Consider the following 17,694-nt stretch of genomic DNA (forward strand, 5'->3'; position numbering starts at 1 on the left):
TCGGGATTACAGCGTGCGGATCGTCTCGCCGCTCGCGGCCGCCAGCGCCTCGCCGGCCCGATCGCGCTCGGCGGCATCGAAGGCGTGGACGACGACGGCCGCCTTGCCCTCGGCCAGCGCCTCGCGAACCTTGAACAGGTAGGGATCGTGATCGGGGCGCAGCGTGACCAGACCGCCGAACATCAGACCGAACACGCCGCCGTAGCCGACGATCAGGCCGGCGGCGAACCAGGGCGAGTTGGTCACCGCGGTGATGCCCGCCGCGTACAGCACGCCGAACACCACCGCACCGATCGCCAGGCCGATCAGTCCGAGCTTGTAGTGCGCGACGATCAGCGTGCGCAGGATGCCGCGGTTTTCAGGCTCGAGCTTGCGCCCGGGCTGGCGATCGTGACGGGTGACGACCTTGACCTGCGATGCCTTGAAGCCCCGTTCGCTCTGCAGCTGCTGTGCGACGCGACGGGCGGTTCGCTCGCTGTCGAAGATCGCGGCGACCTTGCTGTCGGACACCTCGCCGGTCACGGGAGAAATCGTGCTCATGGGACGGGACTCCGCGGGAGGATGACGACCGCAGGCTAGGAGCGCGGCGATCAAGGCGCCGTGACCCCCGCGCGAACGCGCGCACGGGCCATTCAGGGGGACGGGAACGCCGTGCCGCGCCGCGAACGCCGATGCTTCACGTGGGCATGGGCCGGGTTTGCGCAGCATGGTCGCCTGTCCGTTCGCGAGTGCCCCCCATGTCCAGCGCATCGTCTTCGCCCCGGGTCCGCCTCCATGTGGAGGATTCGGGTGGCAGCGGCCGCCCGGTCGTGCTGATCCACGGCTGGCCGCTGTCGGCCGAATCGTGGCAGGCCCAGGTGGGGCCGCTGCGGGCGGCCGGCCATCGCGTGGTCGCTTACGACCGTCGCGGCTTCGGCCGCTCCGACAAGCCTGCCGACGGCTACGAATACGACACGCTTGCCGACGACTTGGCGAGCGTGCTCGAGGATCTCGACCTGCGCGACGTGACGCTGGTCGGGTTCTCGATGGGTGGCGGCGAGGTGGCCCGCTACGTCGCCCGGCACGGCGAGGCGCGGCTGCGCAGCGTGGTGTTCGCCGCTGCGGTGCCGCCCTACCTGCTCAAGACCGACGACAACCCCGAAGGCCCGCTGCCCCAGGACAAGGCCGACGCGATGCGGGCCGGACTCGAGCGCGACCGCGAGGCGTTCTTCGACGACTTCACGACCCAGTTCTTCAGCGTCGACGGTGCCCTCAAGGTCGACGAAGCGCAGCGCCAGGAAGCGATCGCGCTCGCGCGGCAGTCCGACCAGACCGCGGCGCTGGGCTGCATGCACGCCTTCGCGACGACCGATTTCCGCAGCGACCTCGAGGCGATCACGGTGCCGGTACTGGTGCTGCACGGCGACGGCGACGCGACCGTGCCGTTCGAGGGCTCGGGCGCGCGTACGCATGCCGCGATCCCCGGCAGCACGGTGTCGCTGATCGAGGATGCGCCGCACGGCCTCAATGTCAGCCATGCCGGCCAGTTCAACCGCGCGCTGCTGGATTTCCTCGCCCGCTAGTCGCGCAGCGCCCCGCCGCACGCCCGGCATGGGCGTGCCCGACCTCGCCAGGAGCCACGATGTCCGTTCCCAGCCCCTCGGATTTCCAACGCTACGATCCCGTACTCGCCCAGCCCGGCCCGGACGAAGCCGCGCTGTCGGCCGAACTCGACGAGGTCCTGCTGTCCATCTCGCGCAAGACCTGGGAGGACGAGGGCCAGGGGCTGCGCGCGGTGCACGCCAAGAGCCACGGGCTGTTGTCCGCGGTCGTCGAGGTGCCGGCCGGGCTGGCGCCCGAGCTCGCGCAGGGCCTGTTCGCACAGCCCGGGCGTTACGACGCGGTGATGCGGCTGTCGACGACGCCCGGCGACCTCCTCGCCGATCGCGTGTCGACGCCGCGGGGCGTCGCGCTGCGAATCTGCGACGTGCCGGGCGCGCGCCTGGACGGTGGCGACGGCCCGGGCGCGCAGGACTTCATCATGGTCAACGGTCCGCAGTTCAATGCGCCCGACGGCCGCGCGTTCCTGCGCAGCCTCAAGCTGCTGGCCAAGACCACCGACCGCATGGACCGCACCAAGCAACTGATCTCGGCGATCCTGCGCGGCACCGAACGCGGGCTCGAAGCGATGGGCGGGCAGAGCGCCAAGCTCAAGGCGATGGGCGGCGAGCCGCCGCACCACATCCTCGGCGAGACGTTCTTCGCCCAGTTGCCGCTGCGGCACGGGGCGCACATCGCCAAGCTGCAGCTCGTGCCGGTCTCGGCGTCGCTGCGCGCGCTGACCGACGCGCGGCTCGACCTGTCCGACGACGACGCGCTGCGCGAGGCGGTGGTCGCGTTCTTCGCCGGGCAGGGCGCGGAGTGGGAACTGCGCGCGCAGCTGTGCACTTCGCTCGAGGAGATGCCGGTCGACGACGCCACCGCACGCTGGGACGAGGCGCGCAGCCCGTTCCGCACCGTCGCGCGGGTGATCGCACCGCCGCAGCCGGCCTGGTCGCCCGAACGCAGCGCCGCGATCGACGCGGGCATGGGATTCAGCCCCTGGCACGGGTTGCAGGCGCATCGCCCGCTGGGCGAACTGATGCGCTTGCGCCGCTCGGCCTATGCCGCCTCGCAGGCGTTCCGCGCGCGCAAGAACGGCGTCGCGCTGCATACCGGGTGCCCGTTCGGGCACGCAGCGCGCGATCGCGCCGGCTGAGCGCGCCGTCCGCTTACTCGGCGGCGTCGGCCGGCATGCGCTCGAGATCGGGATACAGCGCCAGCAGCGCCAGCGTCACGCCGTTCGACCAGCCGAAGCCATCCTGCAGCGGGTACTCGCCACCGCCGCCGCCCTGCAGCGCGCCGTCGGCGTCGTACTTCTCGACCAGCTTGCGCTCGCGTTCGAACACCGTCTGGACGTTGCCGACGAATCGGGCCGCGATGTCGCGCGCGAGCGTGTGCTCGCCATAGCGGCGCAATCCGTCGACCGCGATCCACTGCAGCGGTGCCCAGACGTTGGGCGCGTCCCACTGCTGGCCGCTGTCGACCGGGGTCGTGACCAGCCCGCCGGGTCGCAGCAGCGTCCGACGGACCGCATCGGCCGTGCGCCGCGCGCGCTCGGGCGAGGCGATGCCCGCGTGCAGCGGAAACAGCGCCGCGGCGGTCAGCGGCTCGCGGACGCGCCCCGTGCGCAGGTCGTGGTCGGCGTAGTAGCCCGCCTCGTGCCAGAGGTGGCGCGCGATCGCATCGGCCCGGGCGTCGGCCATCTCGCGGTGCGTACGTGCGCAGTCGGCGTCGCCCGCCTGCTTGCAGGCCGCGGCGATCGTCGTCTCCAGGTGGTGCAGCAGGCTGTTGAGGTCGACCGGCACGATCGTCGTGGTGCGGATCGTGTCCAGTCGCATCGGATCGTCGAGCCAGCGGCTCGAGTAGTCCCAGCCGCTTTCGGCACCGGCGCGCAGGTCGCGCCAGACTTCGGCCGCCGGCCGCGACGAGGCAGCGGCGGTCTGGCGGTCCTGCTCGAACGATTCGGGCCGGGGCACGTCGCGGTCGTCCCAGTAGCGGTTGAGCAGGCTGCCGTCGGCCAGGCGCACGACGCGGCGCGTCGCCTCGCCCGGCGCGAGCCCGTCGGCGCCATCCATCCAGTACGCATGCTCGCGCCGCAGCTGCGGCAGGTAGCGCACCGCCAGCGCGGGGTCGTCGCGTGCCTCGAGCGCGACCATGTGCGAGAAGAACGGCGGCTGCGAGCGGCTGAGGTAGTAGCTGCGGTTGCCGTTGGGCACGTGGCCCCAGTCGTCGATCAGCTGCGCGAAGTTGTCGAGCATCCGGCGCGACGTCGCCGTCTCGCCGCTTTCGACCAGACCGCGCATGGTGAAGTACGAATCCCAGTAGTAGATCTCGCGGAAGCGCCCGCCCGGCACGACGTAGGCGTGGGGCAGCGACAGCAGGCTGTCGTGCGGCAGCGGCGCGGGACGGGCGCGGGTCAGCAGCGGCCACAGGGCGTCGATGTGCGCACGCAACGTCGGGTGCCGCGCGATCCGGGTCTCGGCCGCTGGCGCGGGCAGCACGAAGTTCGCGTCGACGAACGCGCGCAGGTCGAAGTCGGCGCGGTCGTGCCCGTCGACGAACGCAGCCTCGATCGCCGCGGGCTCGCGGCGCGGGACCGCGTCGGCGAAGGTCTTCTGGTCCTCGAACAGCCAGGCCGCCTGCACCGCGGCGAAGGTGCGCGGCCAGCCGACGTCGGGCGTGACCGGCGCGGCACGCGTGGCGGGCTGCGCGGGCGGTGCGGGGAGGTCCACGCGCCCGCCGGACGCGCAGGCGGCCAGCAGTGCAGCGAGCAGGCAGGCGGCGGGACGGAGGGGGGAGGCAACGCGCGGCATGGCGGTCTCGCTGTCGGGGCGATGCGGGCAGTGTCGCATCGCGGTGCGGGCGGCGTCGCGTCGCGGGCACGGGGGACGCCGGATGCGCCGGGAATGACGAAGCTGCGCGCGGACCCGCCCGTCAGGTCGCCGGCGCGTCGGCGGCGGCGAGCTCGACGCGGTTGCGGCCGTTGCGCTTGGCGGCGTACATCGCCTTGTCGGCACGGCCCAGCAGGCGCTCGTAGTCCGGGTGGCCGTCGTGCGCCGCCACGCCGAGGCTCGCGGTCAGTGAGAGCCGGTGGCCGCCGTCGAGCTCGACCGGGCTGTCGGCGATGCGCCGGCGCAACGTCTCGGCGATGTCCCGGGCGCGGTGGCCGTCCGCCGCGACCAGCGTGACGAGGAATTCCTCACCGCCGAGACGGAAGACATAGTCGCTCGAGCGGACCGACTGGGTCAGCAGCGCCGCCACGTGCTGCAGTGCGCGGTCGCCGGCGCCATGGCCGTGACGGTCGTTGATCTGCTTGAAATGGTCGATGTCGAGCAGCACCACGGAGAACGCATGCCCGTGGCTGGCAGCGAGTTCGATCTCATGGCGCAGCACCGTGGGCAGGAAGCGGCGGTTGAGCAGGTTGGTCAACGCGTCGGAGCCGGCCTCCAGCGCGCCGACCCGGCCGAACAGCTGGCCCAGCAGGTCGCGGATCGAGGCCAGCCGGGCGCGGATTGCTTCGAACGCGGCCGGCTCGAGCCGTGCCTCGCTCGCGCCGGCCGGCGCGAGCATCGCGTCGATCTGCGCGATCAGCGCCAGGATGTGGCGGGTCTCGCTGTTGTCGCCGACGATCGGGATGCCCTTGTGCAGGAACCAGAGCCCGAATTCCGACTCCGACAGCCGCCGCGGACGCAGCGCGCCGCGTGCGCCGGCCAAGGCGTAGAGCAGCGCGTTCTCCCAGTCCAGCAGCAGCGCGCGCTGCCGCTCGCGCTCGGTCCCCACGTTCTGCGCGAGCGAGAACAGGCGATAGGCCGCGTCGGTGCGCGCCGAGCGGTCGTGCGCGTCGGCGTACGCGAGCGTCATCGATTCGAGCGCGAGGTCGATCGAGGCGTTGACGGCGCGGATCGCCGCGAATGCCGTCTCCGGCGCCGCGCCGGCCTCGGCGATGCGCGCGACCATGCCGTCGCGCAGCAGGCGGGTGCCGCGGCTGACCAGGTCTACCGGCATGCCGATGCGCGCGTGGACGACGCCGACCTGGCGGTTGGCGGCGATCAGCGCGTCGATGGTCGCCGGCCCGGCGCGCAGCAGGTCGCCGAGCCAGCGCTGCAGGCTGGCGTGCAGGCGCGTGCGCACCTGGTCGCGCGAGAGGAAATGCGCCGCGCGCGGATCCTCGAGCAGGACCGCGTAGAAGCGGTCGGCGAACGCGCCTGCATGGCGGACCAGGTCGGCGACGAGTGCGGTCGCGGCGGGTGGCGTGGCGGCCAGGCATTCGCGCCAGGACGTGGACAGTCTCGTCGAGGGATCGTCGTCCCCGGCGAGGTCGGTTGACTCGTTCATGGCGGCCAGGAGGGTGGGGCCGGGCCATTCTAAGAGGGATCGCCGCGGGTTGCGGCGACCCGTCCGACGGTGGCTACCGTCGCGTACGGCAAGACCGGACCGCTGCGGGGCCGCCGCGCGGGCGGCCCCGTGGACGCGCTAGAGCCGGAAGCGGATGCCGAGCATGTAGCTGCGTTCGGGCGAGGCGCGGTCGCGCAGGAACTCCGGGGTGCCGAAGTAGTTGTGGGTCTTGCTGCCCAGCAGGTTGGTGGCCTCGAGGAACACGGTGACGTTCTCGTCCATCGCGTAGTTCAGTGCGAGGTCCAGCCATTCCTCCGGACCGTGGAAGACCTCGGACGGCTGGTCGCCCGACGCGCTGAAGCTCACCGCGTAGTCGTCGCGCCAGTTGTAGGCCAGGCGCGCGGAGAACGCGTCGTACTCGTACATCAGTACCGCGTTCCAGGCCCGCTTCGACACGTTCGCCAGCGGCTGCATCACGCCGTCGGGGGACTCGGCCTCCGCATCGATCCACGTCGCGTTCAACTGCGTGCCCAGGCCCGACCAGGCGCCCGGCAGGAAGTCGTAGAACTGGGTGTAGCCGACCTCCACGCCGCGCAGCGTGCCGCTGCCGGTATTGCGCGGCCGGGTGATCTGGTACGTGGTGCCGTCGATCGTCTCGTCCTCGGCGTAGATCTGCACGTAGCCGTCGACGTCGCGGTGGAACGCGGCCAGCGACAGCAGCGCGTTGTCCTGGAAGTACCACTCCAGCGAGGCGTCGAGGTTCTTCGACTCCACCGGGGCCAGGTCCGGGTTGCCGCCGCTGCCGCGCGCGGGCAGCGTGTCGGTGGACTCGAACAGCGCCAGCTGCGGGTTGAGATCGGCGAAGTGGGGCAGCGTGATCGACTGGCTGTGCGACAGGCGCAGCATCAGGTCCTCGCGCAGCGAGACGTTCGCGCTGAAGCTCGGCAGCCATTCGTTGCGCGCGCTGGCGGTCTGCACCGGGGTCTCGACGCCGTCGACCAGCGAGGTGCCGTTGAGCTCGCTCTCCAGCCGCACGTGGCGCACGCCGATGCGGCCGTCAACCGGGATCGCGCCGAGCGTGAAGCCGTAGTTGGCCTGCAGGTAGGCGGCGTGGTTGTCCTCGCGGTTGTCGAAGTACACCGCGGGATTGGCGCCCGGCCGGTCGGGGCCGTGGCCCATCGCCTGGCGGATCAGCGCGGTGTTGCCGAGCAGGAAGTCGCGGTTGGCACCGAGCCAGCGGTCGACGCCGACGTCGCGGTCGCCGTCGATGATGCCGCCGGGTGTGACCTGCGACAGGCCGGGGATGTCGGACATCCGGATCGGCGCGCCGCTGAGGTTGTCGCGCGCGCCCGGGTCGCCGCCGATGTTGGAAGCCTGGCGTCGCGCCAGGCGCACGCCGGCGTCGATCGAGCTGACGATGCCGCCGTCGAACGCGAAGTTGGCGTCGCCGCGCCACGACCACTCGTCGCCTTCCTGCCGGCTCCAGCTGTCGTAGTACTGGCTCAGCCGCCAGGCGTCGGGGTCGGTGACGTCGTAGGGCGTGCCATCGGCGTTCGTGGCCGAGGTGAACGGCACGCCGCTGCTGCTGTCGACGCTGAGCCGCGGCACGGTGGTCATGATGTCGAGCACCATCGACCGGTTGTCCGACTCGCTGTAGGTGTAGGCCAGTTCGCTCGACAGCTTCAGCCGCTCGCCCTTCCAGCTGCCGCCGATCGCGGCCTGCCAGGTGTCGGAACTGTTCTCGTGCGCCTGCGTGCTCGACAGCACGTCGCTGTCGCGCAACGCAATGCGCTGCAGGATGTCGTTGCCGGGCTGGGTGGCCAGCGATTCGGTGTTCTCCGGCGTCAGCGACCCGGGGAACGGCATCCAGTAGTTGACCCGCGGGGTGTTGCGGTAGCCGACGTAGAAGCCGTCGGCCCACAGTTCGACGTTCTCGCTGGGCGCCCACTGGAACGCGACGTTGGCGGCCTTGCGCCGGCGGAAGCCCTGCGCCTGCAGGTTGCCTGCGTTGAACGGCACCAGCAGCTGCCGCGACGGGTCGAGCGGGTCGTCGACGCGGTCGTAGGTGCCGTGGAAGGTGTTGGACTCCAGGTACGGCGTCTCCTGGTACGACACCGCGCCGAGCACGCCCATGCGGCCGGCCCCGGTCTCCCACTGGCGGCTGCCGGTCAGGCTGCCGTTGGTCGCGGTCTCGCGGGCCTGGTCGGCGTACAGCGTCGACACGCTGCCGGCGATCGTGCCGTCCTCGTCGAGGTCGAACGGCCGGCGCAGGCGGATGTCGACCGCGCCGGCGATGCCGCCCTCGATCTGCTCCGCGCCGCTGGTCTTGTAGACGTCGACCTGCTGCAGTTGGTCGGCCGGGATGTCGGCCAGCGCGACGCCGCGCCCGGTGGTGGTGAAGATGTTGCGGCCGTTGAGCGTGGTGACCACGTTCGGCAGGCCGCGCACGAGCACCGTGCCCACTTCCGCGCCGCCGCGTTGGACCTGCACGCCGGTGATGCGCTGCATCGCCGCCGCGACGCTGTTGTCGGGCAGCTTGCCGATGTCCTCGGCGACGATCGAATCGGTGATCTGCGGCGAGCCGCGCTTGGCGTCGAGTGCGCCGGCGACGCTGGCGCGCACGCCGCGGACCTGCACCGCATCGAGATTCTCGACCTCGCCGGCCGGCGGCTCGGCGTCGGGGGCCGCGGTCTGCGCGAATGCGGGCGTGGCGAGGATGGCGGTGGCGAGCGTGGCCAGCGCCAGGCGGCGGGGGTGGGAATGTGCGGCGGACGTCATCGTGCTGCGGAGCCCTCTGTGATCGGTGATCGTCGAGGTCCGTGTCGCCGGCTTGCGGAGGACGCGATGACGCCCCGCCGGACACTGCCGGCAGCCACGCCACCTCGCCCTTCGCGCTCCCATCACATCCGGGAACGGGCGCGGATTAGAGCAACCGGGATCTTAGGATCGTGTGGAGAAGCCGTAAGCAATCTGAATGCGGTAGCGATGCGTTCATGCAGCGTTTTCGCGCCACCGCGTTTCCGCTCACGGGCACGGCACGCCAGCGTGCCTAGCGTGTCGCCTTCCCCCAGACGACACGGAGACGCGACGATGAACCAGCCCGCGCAACAGCAGGACGTGCCCGGCGTGGAGCGCAAGCTCGACCCGGCCGCCGACCACGGCGAGGACAGCTATCGCGGCAGCGGCCGGCTGCAGGACAAGGTGGCGATCATCACCGGTGGCGACAGCGGCATCGGCCGCGCCGTCGCGCTGGCCTACGCGCGCGAGGGCGCGGACGTGCTGGTGAGCTACCTCAACGAGGACGAGGATGCGCAGCAGACCCGGCGTCTGGTCGAGGATGCCGGCCGCCGCTGCGAACTGATGCCCGGCGACATCGCCGACCCCGCGCATTGCCGCGCGATCGTGCGCAAGGCCGTCGAGGCCTTCGGCCGCATCGACGTGCTGGTCAACAACGCCGCTTACCAGATGACCTACGAGTCGCTCGACGAGATCCCCGACGACAAGTGGGACTACACCTTCCAGGTCAACGTGACCGCGATGTTCCACCTGTGCAAGGCCGCCGTGCCACACATGAAGCCGGGCGCGTCGATCATCAACACCAGCTCGATCAACTCCGACAAGCCCAACCCGACACTGCTGCCGTACGCGACGACCAAGGGCGCGATCGCCAACTTCACCGCGGGCCTTGCGCAGCTGCTCGCCGACAAGGGCATCCGCGTCAACTCGGTCGCGCCGGGGCCGATCTGGACCCCGCTGATCCCCTCGACGCTGCCGCCCGACGCGGTCGCCGAGTTCGGCAGCCAGGCCCCGCTCAAGCGTCCCGGCCAGCCGGCCGAGTGCGCGCCGATCTACGTGCTGCTGGCCTCCGACGAGGCCAGCTACATGACCGGCGGCCGCTACGCGGTCACCGGCGGGATGCCGATTCTGTGATTCGCGGATTTCTTCACCTCCGCATGGCGGCGTCGGGCGCATACCCCCACGCAGCCTGCAATTCCGCAGGCGGGAGGAGGCAGTCGTGGACAAGAACCGCAGCGAAGGCATGAAGAACCAAGTCAAGGGCACCGCGAAGGAGGTGGCCGGCAAGGTCACCGGCAACACCGGCAAGGAAGTCGCCGGCAAGGCGCAGAAGACCGCGGGCAAGGCGCAGAGCGCCGTCGGCAAGGCCAGCGACAACGCCCGCAAGGGGCGCTGACCGGCACCGGCATCGCCTGACCACAGGCAGCGCGACAGGCGGCTCCGGCCGCCTGTCGCGTTTCCGGCATGGCCGCATTCCATCGGCCCGTATCGCCGCGGGCCGGGCACCACACGCCCGCGCAGGAACCGCTGGGCCGGTGCAGACTTCCCTTGCGTGTCGATGCCTGAAGCCGCCGCGAGCACGGCGACTTCTTTCGTTCGTTCCCGGCTGCCGTCGCGCCCGCCACCGTGTCTGCCCGCGTCGATCGCGATGCCGGTCGCTGCGTCTGGCGCTGCCCCCACCCGGCGCCGGTGGCGCCGACCTCCCCCGCATGCGGGGGAGGTGATCGCGGCACCGCTCTCCGATCCGCCCTCGCATCCCTGTCCAGTGCCTGTCGGGTGCCGTGACCACCAAGCGGATATCGGGCCGCGACTGGGCGCGGTACCCGGCAGGCGCCCGCGCAATCGTCGCAGCAGCCACGACCGCGCCACACTCCGGCGTCGTTCCCCGTGCGCGATTTGGTCGTCACGCTTTGCAGTCGGCAGACACCGCCATCGCCATGCCGCTCTCCGATCCGCCATCGCATCCGTGTCCAGCGCCTGTCGGGTGCCGTGACCACCAAGCGGGTATCGGGCCGCGACTGGGCGCGGTACCCGGCAGGCGCCCACGCAATCGTCGCAGCAGCCACGACCGCACCACACCCTGGTCTCGTTCCCTCGTGCGCAACTTGAACCGTTATCGCCATCGCCATGCCGCTCTCCGATCCGCCCTCGCATCCGTGTCCAGCGCCTGTCGGGTGCCGTGACCACCAAGCGGATATCGGGCCGCGACTGGGCACGGTACCCGGCAGGCGCCGATGTAATGGATTGGCAGCCCTCACGACACGCGGCTAGCATCCCCGGGCCTATTCGTATCGGACCCACGCACATGGATGTCGACCTTCCGACCCCGGGTGAATCCGCCCAGGACGACGGCTTCACCCAAGACGAACGCGCCCTGCTGCGCGACCACGGCATCGTGCTGTTCGCCGGCCGCGTGATCTTCGATGCCCAGCCGCCCATCGACGACGACACGCTGCGCGCCGTCGACGCCTGCTGCCGCGGCGGCGTCCCCGCCCCCCTGGCCGCCCTGTGGCGCCTGACCGCCGGCGGCCGCCTCGATTACGACCTCGTGCTCCCCATGGACGGCCACGAAGAAGCGATCTCGTGGACCGAACTGTTCTTCCGCGGCAGCGACGGCTACCGCGACCTCGACGGCTGGATCGAGCACGAGCGCGAGCTCGCGCAGGACGATGCCGACGAGGACGGTCGCGACTGGGACGGCCTGCTCGATGTCCTGCCGTTCGGCGGCTTCGAGTACTGCGATCGCCTCTACATCGTCACCGACCCCGCCGCCCCCGACCACGGCCACGTGCTCGCCTGGAAGCAGGGCCTGCCGCCGGCCTGGACTCACGCCCGCCACGAGGACGGCCTGGCGACCGTCGGCGAGCACCTGCACGCCGCCTTCCGCGCGCTCGTCCTCGAGCGCGACCCGCAGGCGCCCGATGCCGACACCGGCACCGAACTGCTCGACTACCCCGACACCCGATGCGCCGAGCACGGCCTCGACGACGCCCTGGCCGCGCGCGTGGCCGACTTCCATCGGCGCGCGCTGCTCGACTGGCGCGGCGCGCTGGCCGGCCGCGGGCTCGCCGCGCAGCCGGCACTCGCATGGCTGGCGCTGTGCACGGCGATCGAGGCCGACGATCCGGCGCTGCTCGCGCAGGTCGCCGATGCCGGCGCGGCGCTGGACGTGCCGCTGCGCGGCAGTGCCGGCGCCATCGATCTGGCGCTGGTCCACGGCGCGCACGCGGCGCTGGCAATGCTGCTCGACCGCGGCGCGCCCGTCGGTCCGCGCGCGCTCGACCAGGTGAACGGCGCGCTGCCGCCCGCACTCGCCGCGCGCCTGTTGGCCGTGCCCGGCCAGGCGACGGTCGAGGCGGTGCTGGCCTGCGTGGTGCAGGGCGCGTCCGACAGCGCGGCGCTGGTCGCCGCGCAACTGCCGGCCGCCGATCGCGCCACGCTGCCCGCACGCTTCGCGGCCGCGCGCGCGTCGCTCGTTGCCGATCTCGACAAGGTGCGAAGCGGCCGCCTCGGCCACTTCCTGGGCGAGGCGGGGCTGCAGCAGCGGATCGACCGGCTCGACGCCTGGCGCGCCGGCTGACGCTCAGCCGATCACGCGCTCGAACGGCGGCAACGCATCGAGGATGCGTTTGCCGTAGCGGCGGGTCAGCAGCCGCGAATCGAGGATCACGACGCGGCCGGTGTCGGTCGAGGTGCGGATCAGGCGGCCGGCGAACTGCGTCAGCGTGCGCAGCGCGTGCGGCACCGCGATCAGGTTGAACGGGTTCAGCCCGCGGGCCTCGAGCCATTCGCCCAGCGTCGCGGTCTGCGGGTCGGTGGGCACCGCGAACGGAACCTGGGTGATGACGACCGTCGTGCAGGCCTCGCCCGGCAGGTCGAGGCCCTCGCCGAAGGAGTTGAGCCCGAACAGCACCGAGCCCTTGCCGGCGGCGACGCGCTCCAGGTGCGCGGCGACGACCTGCGACTTGTTGCCAGCGCTCTGGAGCTGGATCGCGGCGCGGCGCGAGGCCGGCATCAACTCGGCGACCTTCTCCATCTTCCAGCGCGAGGTGAACAGCACCATGCTGCCCTTCTTCCAGTCCAGCTCGCGCGCCAGCCACTCGGCGACGGCCTTCGGATGGCCCTCGCGGTCGTCGGGCGGCACCGGGAACGGCGGCACCACCAGTTGCGCCTGGCGCGGCAGGTCGAACGGCGAGGGCAGCGACGCCATCTCGGCGTGCTCGGGCAGTCCGGTGTCGATCGCGAACGACTGGAAATCGCCGCCGCCGGTCAGCGTGGCCGAGGTCATGACGACCGAGTCGACCTCCTTCCACAGCAGCGTGCGCAGCACGTGCGCGGCCGAGACCGGCGAGCAGTGCAGGGCGAGGTCGCCCTCGCGCGTCGCGGTGACCCAGCGCGCCATCGGCGGCGCGCCGTCGCGGTCCTCGCGGCGCCAGCCGGCCCACAGGTCGTGCTGCTGCTCGACCATCTCCAGCGCCATGCCCAGGCTGCGCTGCAGCTTCTCGCGCGCCGGATCGTCCTGCTTGGCGCGCGCGACCGCCTGCTGCGCGGCGTGCACCCAGTTGAGCAGGGCGCGCGTGTCCTCGGCCAGGCTCTCGATCGCCGGCGCCCAGTCGTCCGGCAGCCGGCCCAGCGGCGCGCGCCACATCGGGTCGCGCTCGCCCGGCTCCGGCTGCCAGACGCGGTCGACGTCGAGCTGGAACGCCTTGAGCGCCTTCGACACGCGCAGCGCCAGTTCGATCGCCTCGTTGGGCAGCAGCGTGCCGATCTTCTCCTTGTCGACCAGGCGATAACTGCCCGCGATCAGGATCTGCATGCGGCCGGTGCGCCTGGCCATGTCGCTCAGCGGCAGGCGCGCGGCGCCCTGGTCGATCGCGACGTTGGCCACGTGATGGCCCTCGTCGAGCACCAGCAGCATCTCGCCCGGCGGCGCCAGCAGCGGCTGGCCGTTCTCGATGTCGCCCATCGCCAGCGACGACAGCAGCAGCGCGTGGTTGGTGACCACGATCTGTGCCTCGCGCACCGTGTTGCGCGCCTTCAGCACCGGGCACTGCTGGGCGAAACTGCAGCGACGCCCGGCGCACCCCGAGGCCGGCGTGGTGATGCGCGCGCGCAGCGCCGGCGAGACCGGCTCGGGCGCCGCGTCCAGGTCGCCGTCCCACAGCCGGTCGGCCTGGGCCTCGGGCAGCCGGCGCGCGGCGTCGACCTCGTGCGGCGCCAGCGGGCGATCGAAGAGCTGGCGCTCGAAGTCGCCGCCCTCGTCGGGGCCGGGCGCGTCGGGCAGCAGCGCGCCCTGGCTGTGCTCGGCGTGCAGCTCGGCGGCGTTGCGGGTGCACAGGTAGCGGGTGCGACCCTTGGCCAGCGCGACCTTCGCTTCCAGCCCGGTGGCGGCGAGGAACGCCGGGATGTCGCGCTCGACCAGCTGCGACTGCAGCGCGACCGTGCCGGTACTCACGACCAGCTTCTTCTTCGTCGCCAGCGCGATCGGCACCCCGGCGGTCAGGTAGGCGAGCGACTTGCCGACACCGGTCGGCGCCTCGGCCACGCCGATGCCGCCCGAGGTCGCGAGCGCGCGCGAGACCAGCCCGATCATCGCGCTCTGCGAGCGACGCGTGCTGAAGCCGGGCGTGTTGGCCTGGAGCTTCGCGTACGCGGCGCGGATGTCGGCCTTCAGCGCCTCGGTGAGTGCGCGCGGCGGCGCGTCGGCCGCGGGCCGGGCCGGCGGCTGGAGTTCGGGTTCGCCCATGCGCGCATTGTCCCATGGCCGGTCGCGCCGATTGAGAGCGGCGCCGCGCCTGCGGACATGAACGGGCCGTCGCATCCGGGCCTGCTAGATTGCCGGCGGCAACGACTGACGGGAACGCGATGGCATCGCACCAGGCTCTAGACGGATTCGTACGCGAGGCGCTGGCGCGCGGCGCGACCCGCGCACAGACCGCGGAGGCGCTGGCCGCCGCCGGCTGGCCGTAGGCGCAGATCGACGGCGCACTGCGCGCCTGGGCGACGGTGCCGTTCGTCGTGCCGGTGCCGCGGCCGCAGCCGTCGCTGTCGGCGCGCGACGCGTTCTGGTACCTGCTGCTGTTCGCCACGCTCTACGTCTGGGCCTGGCACCTGGGCAGCCTGGCGTTCGACCTGATCGCGTACGCGTTTCCCGATCCCACCGATCCCGAGTACCGGGTGCAGCGGATGGGCGCGTCGATGCGCAGCGCGTCGGCCGCGCTGCTGATCGCGTTCCCGGCGTTCGCCTGGCTCGCGCACCGGCTCTCGCGCGAGGTCGCGCGAGAGCCGCCCAAGCGGCTGTCGCCGGTGCGGCGCTGGCTGACCTACATGACGCTGTTCCTGGCCGCCGCCGTGCTGATCGGCGATGCGATCGCGCTGGTCTACAACGCACTGGGCGGCGAGCTGACGGCGCGGTTCGTGCTGAAGGTCGCCGTCGTCGGCGCGATCGCCGGCGCGGCGTTCGCGTTCTACCTGCTCGACCTGCGCCGCGACGAGGCGGTGCCATGAGCGCGGCGACGCTGGGCCGGGCGCTGATCGTCGCCGGCGGCGTGGCGAGCGTGGCCGCCGTGGCGACCGCGCTGCTGCTGATCGGCTCGCCGTCCGCGCAACGGCAGGCGCGGCTCGACGCGACGCGCGTGCACGACCTGCTGCGGATCGAGCAGGCGGCGATGCGACAGCTGGCGCGCGACGGCGCGCTGCCGGCCACGCCCGCGGCGATCGACGCGCCCGACTTGCGCCGCGCCGATCCGGATACCGGCGCGCCTTATGGCTATCGCGTGCTCGCGCCCGACCGCGTTGAACTGTGCGCGCACTTCGCCGTCGACAACCGCGACCCGTTGCGCCAGGTCGAGCCCTGGCTGCGCGCCGAATGGCCGCACGGACCCGGCCGGGCCTGCTTCGCGCGGCGCGTCGACGGGCAGGCGGTCCCGGCGGCGCCGGCGGGCTGAACCAGCTGCGGCGCGGCGGCGCGTCGAGGGCGACCGGTCGGCGCGGACCCGTGGCGCGGCGGCCGCGTGCTCAATCGGTCTCGAACAGCGGCTGCCCGTTCGATGCCGACACGCCGCCGTCCACCGGCAGGTTCACGCCGGTGACGAAGCCGGCGTCGTCGCTGGCCAGGAACAGCACCGCGCGCGCGATGTCGACCGGCTCGCCGAGCCGGCCGAGCGGGATGCGGTCGAGGAACGCCTGCACGGTCGCCTCGTCGCGCTGCTTGTCGGCGGTCATGCCGGTGCGGGTGAAGCTCGGGCACACCGCGTTGACGCGCACGCCGTCGCGGCCGTGGTCGATCGCCAGTGCCCGGGTCAGGTTGGCGACACCGCCCTTGACCGCGTTGTAGGCGGCCATGCCGCGGTCGCCGGCCAGACCCGAGACCGACGCGGTGTTGACGATGCAGCCCGTGCGTTGCTTGAGATGCGGCAGCGCGGCCTTCGCGCCCAGGAACACGCCGGTCAGGTTCACCGCGACGATCCGGTTCCAGTCCTCCAGCGCGGTCGCGTCCGCGCTGCCTTCGACCAGGATGCCGGCGTTGTTGAACAGCACGTCGATGCCGCCGAAATGCGCCACCGCCGCCTCGACCATCGCCTCGACCTCGTCGGGGCGCGACACGTCGAGGCGATGGACCAGCGTGCGGTCCTGCGGCAGCGTGGCGGCGATCGCACCGAGCTCGTCCTGGGCGAGGTCGGCCAGCACGACGTGGGCGCCCGCCTCGGAGAACGCGCGCGCGGTTGCCGCGCCGATGCCCGAGCCGGCGCCGGTGACGATCGCGACCTTGTCGTCGAATCGCATGGGCGGTCTCCTGCATGGGATGGACGCGCACCGTAGCGCTGCGATGGTCGAACCTGGGTGAACCGCGGCGCACCGCCGCGTGGCGCGCTGCGTCCTCGCAGGGGATACTGCCCGGGCCATGTCGTCCCGCCGCCTGCCCCCGATGCTGCTGGCCTGCCTGTTGCTGGCCGCGCCGCTGCTTGCGGCGGCGCAGGGCACGCGCCTGGACGCGACGCTCGACGAGGCCGCCGCGCTGGCGCCGCTGCGCACGGTCATCGTCGCGCAGGGCGGCACGGTGCTCGCCGAGCGCGGCTACCACGGCGCCTCGCCGGCGCGGCCGGCCAACATCAAGTCGGCGTCCAAGTCGGTGGTCTCGGCGCTGGTGGGCATCGCGATCAAGCGCGGTCTGCTCGAAGGCGTCGACCAGCCGGTCGCGCCGCTGCTCGCCGACCGCCTGCCCGACGCGCCCGACCCGCGGATGGCGCAGGTGACCATCGGCCACCTGCTGTCGATGCAGGCCGGGCTGCGGCCGACGTCCGGCCGCCAGTACGGCGCCTGGGTCGCGCAGCGCGACTGGGTGCGCGCCGCGCTGGCGCAGCCGTTCGTCGATGCGCCGGGCGGCGGCATGCTGTATTCGACCGGGTCGACGCACCTGCTGTCGGCGATCCTGGTGAAGGTGTCGGGCAAGCCGACGCTGCAGCTCGCCCGCGAGTGGCTGGAACCGCAGCCCGGCTTCGCGATCGCGTCCTGGGACCGCGATCCGCAGGGCATCCACTTCGGCGGCAACCAGATGGTGATGACGCCGCGCGCGCTGCTGGCCTTCGGCGAGCTCTACCGCAACGACGGGCGCAGCGCCACGGGCGCGCAGCTGGTGCCGGGCGCGTGGATCGCGCAGTCCTGGCGGCCGCGCACGCGCTCGGTGTACACCGGCGACGGCTATGGCTACGGCTGGTTCGCCCGGCGCGTCGGCGGACACGAGGTGCGCTACGCCTGGGGCCACGGCGGGCAGATGCTGTTCATCGTGCCGGCGCTGGACCTCACGGTCGTCATGACCTCCGACGAGCGCACCCCTGCAGGCTCCGGACACCTGGCCGACCTGCTGGCGCTGCTGGAGCGGATCGTCGCCGACCAGTCGGGCTGACGCGCAGCGTTGCACGGCTGCGACGATGCGTCGTGGCGCCGCCGCTTCCGTGCGCCCGGGGCCGCGCCCATCGTGAG

The 17,694-nt window shown here is 72.4% G+C and carries 14 protein-coding genes; 8 read left to right on the top strand and 6 right to left on the bottom strand.

All coding sequences use genetic code 11. The annotated features are described in order from the left end of the window. Positions 1-6 precede the first annotated feature (6 nt). Positions 7-540 (bottom strand): hypothetical protein, encoded by a 534-nt coding sequence (locus WQ56_RS14390; protein ID WP_047137828.1) that lies wholly within the window; start codon positions 538-540, stop codon positions 7-9. A gap of 197 nt (positions 541-737) precedes the next feature. Between WQ56_RS14390 and WQ56_RS14395 the strand changes: the two genes are divergently transcribed. Continuing rightward, positions 738-1,562: an alpha/beta hydrolase gene (locus tag WQ56_RS14395; protein ID WP_047137829.1), complete on the top strand. Its 825-nt coding sequence runs from the start codon at positions 738-740 to the stop codon at positions 1,560-1,562. A gap of 59 nt (positions 1,563-1,621) precedes the next feature. Beyond that, positions 1,622-2,737: a catalase family protein gene (locus tag WQ56_RS14400; protein ID WP_047137830.1), complete on the top strand. Its 1,116-nt coding sequence runs from the start codon at positions 1,622-1,624 to the stop codon at positions 2,735-2,737. Positions 2,738-2,750: 13 nt separating this feature from the next. Here the strand turns inward: WQ56_RS14400 and treA are convergent, their stop codons facing one another. The 3 genes from treA to WQ56_RS14415 form a co-directional block, all read right to left on the bottom strand. Next, positions 2,751-4,394, bottom strand: a complete 1,644-nt coding sequence (gene treA, locus WQ56_RS14405; RefSeq protein ID WP_052773027.1) for an alpha,alpha-trehalase TreA — start codon at positions 4,392-4,394, stop codon at positions 2,751-2,753. Between the two features lie 121 nt (positions 4,395-4,515). Next, positions 4,516-5,916 carry a GGDEF domain-containing protein gene (locus WQ56_RS14410; protein WP_047137831.1) on the bottom strand — a complete coding sequence of 467 codons (1,401 nt, stop codon included), beginning with the start codon at positions 5,914-5,916 and terminating at the stop codon, positions 4,516-4,518. A 138-nt stretch (positions 5,917-6,054) separates the two neighbouring features. After that, positions 6,055-8,694 carry a TonB-dependent receptor gene (locus WQ56_RS14415; protein ID WP_047137832.1) on the bottom strand — a complete coding sequence of 880 codons (2,640 nt, stop codon included), beginning with the start codon at positions 8,692-8,694 and terminating at the stop codon, positions 6,055-6,057. Positions 8,695-9,006: 312 nt separating this feature from the next. Here WQ56_RS14415 and WQ56_RS14420 point away from each other — a divergent pair, with 312 nt between their 5' ends. The 3 genes from WQ56_RS14420 to WQ56_RS14425 all read left to right on the top strand — a co-directional run bounded on the left by WQ56_RS14420 (position 9,007) and on the right by WQ56_RS14425 (position 12,292). Further along, a complete protein-coding gene (locus WQ56_RS14420; protein ID WP_047137833.1) occupies positions 9,007-9,846 on the top strand; it encodes an SDR family oxidoreductase in 840 nt (279 codons plus the stop codon). A gap of 85 nt (positions 9,847-9,931) precedes the next feature. Further along, a complete protein-coding gene (locus tag WQ56_RS18195; RefSeq protein WP_082132432.1) occupies positions 9,932-10,108 on the top strand; it encodes a CsbD family protein in 177 nt (58 codons plus the stop codon). A 909-nt stretch (positions 10,109-11,017) separates the two neighbouring features. Next, complete coding sequence (locus WQ56_RS14425; protein WP_047137834.1) at positions 11,018-12,292, top strand: hypothetical protein; 1,275 nt, start codon at positions 11,018-11,020, stop codon at positions 12,290-12,292. Positions 12,293-12,295: 3 nt separating this feature from the next. On the opposite strand, the gene dinG is transcribed toward WQ56_RS14425, so the two are convergent. Further along, positions 12,296-14,458: an ATP-dependent DNA helicase DinG gene (gene dinG, locus WQ56_RS14430; protein ID WP_047137835.1), complete on the bottom strand. Its 2,163-nt coding sequence runs from the start codon at positions 14,456-14,458 to the stop codon at positions 12,296-12,298. A gap of 260 nt (positions 14,459-14,718) precedes the next feature. Here dinG and WQ56_RS14435 point away from each other — a divergent pair, with 260 nt between their 5' ends. Both WQ56_RS14435 and WQ56_RS14440 read left to right on the top strand, forming a co-directional pair. Further along, positions 14,719-15,219: a DUF5671 domain-containing protein gene (locus tag WQ56_RS14435; protein ID WP_197076499.1), complete on the top strand. Its 501-nt coding sequence runs from the start codon at positions 14,719-14,721 to the stop codon at positions 15,217-15,219. Continuing rightward, positions 15,216-15,659 (top strand): hypothetical protein, encoded by a 444-nt coding sequence (locus tag WQ56_RS14440; protein ID WP_047137836.1) that lies wholly within the window; start codon positions 15,216-15,218, stop codon positions 15,657-15,659. Before WQ56_RS14435 ends, WQ56_RS14440 begins: the two co-directional genes overlap by 4 nt. Before the next feature lie 70 nt (positions 15,660-15,729). Here WQ56_RS14440 and WQ56_RS14445 read toward each other — a convergent pair whose 3' ends face one another. Beyond that, positions 15,730-16,497 carry an SDR family NAD(P)-dependent oxidoreductase gene (locus tag WQ56_RS14445; RefSeq protein WP_047137837.1) on the bottom strand — a complete coding sequence of 256 codons (768 nt, stop codon included), beginning with the start codon at positions 16,495-16,497 and terminating at the stop codon, positions 15,730-15,732. A 118-nt stretch (positions 16,498-16,615) separates the two neighbouring features. On the opposite strand from WQ56_RS14445, the gene WQ56_RS14450 reads away from it, so the two are divergent. After that, positions 16,616-17,617, top strand: coding sequence for a serine hydrolase (locus WQ56_RS14450; RefSeq protein ID WP_047137838.1), 1,002 nt, complete (start codon positions 16,616-16,618; stop codon positions 17,615-17,617). Positions 17,618-17,694: the final 77 nt, after the last annotated feature.

The sequence above is a fragment of the Luteimonas sp. FCS-9 genome (assembly GCF_001014645.1).
Taxonomy (GTDB): domain Bacteria; phylum Pseudomonadota; class Gammaproteobacteria; order Xanthomonadales; family Xanthomonadaceae; genus Luteimonas.

Bases quoted from the DNA above. Each gene is read 5' to 3' on its own strand.
- WQ56_RS14400 (WP_047137830.1), top strand. From the start codon at position 1,622: ATGTCCGTTCCCAGCCCCTCGGATTTCCAACGCTACGATCCCGTACTC.
- WQ56_RS14445 (WP_047137837.1), bottom strand. From the start codon at position 16,497: ATGCGATTCGACGACAAGGTCGCGATCGTCACCGGCGCCGGCTCGGGC.
- dinG (WP_047137835.1), bottom strand. From the start codon at position 14,458: ATGGGCGAACCCGAACTCCAGCCGCCGGCCCGGCCCGCGGCCGACGCG.
- WQ56_RS14410 (WP_047137831.1), bottom strand. From the start codon at position 5,916: ATGAACGAGTCAACCGACCTCGCCGGGGACGACGATCCCTCGACGAGA.
- WQ56_RS14395 (WP_047137829.1), top strand. From the start codon at position 738: ATGTCCAGCGCATCGTCTTCGCCCCGGGTCCGCCTCCATGTGGAGGAT.
- treA (WP_052773027.1), bottom strand. From the start codon at position 4,394: ATGCCGCGCGTTGCCTCCCCCCTCCGTCCCGCCGCCTGCCTGCTCGCT.
- WQ56_RS14390 (WP_047137828.1), bottom strand. From the start codon at position 540: ATGAGCACGATTTCTCCCGTGACCGGCGAGGTGTCCGACAGCAAGGTC.
- WQ56_RS14415 (WP_047137832.1), bottom strand. From the start codon at position 8,694: ATGACGTCCGCCGCACATTCCCACCCCCGCCGCCTGGCGCTGGCCACG.
- WQ56_RS14420 (WP_047137833.1), top strand. From the start codon at position 9,007: ATGAACCAGCCCGCGCAACAGCAGGACGTGCCCGGCGTGGAGCGCAAG.
- WQ56_RS14440 (WP_047137836.1), top strand. From the start codon at position 15,216: ATGAGCGCGGCGACGCTGGGCCGGGCGCTGATCGTCGCCGGCGGCGTG.
- WQ56_RS14425 (WP_047137834.1), top strand. From the start codon at position 11,018: ATGGATGTCGACCTTCCGACCCCGGGTGAATCCGCCCAGGACGACGGC.
- WQ56_RS14450 (WP_047137838.1), top strand. From the start codon at position 16,616: ATGTCGTCCCGCCGCCTGCCCCCGATGCTGCTGGCCTGCCTGTTGCTG.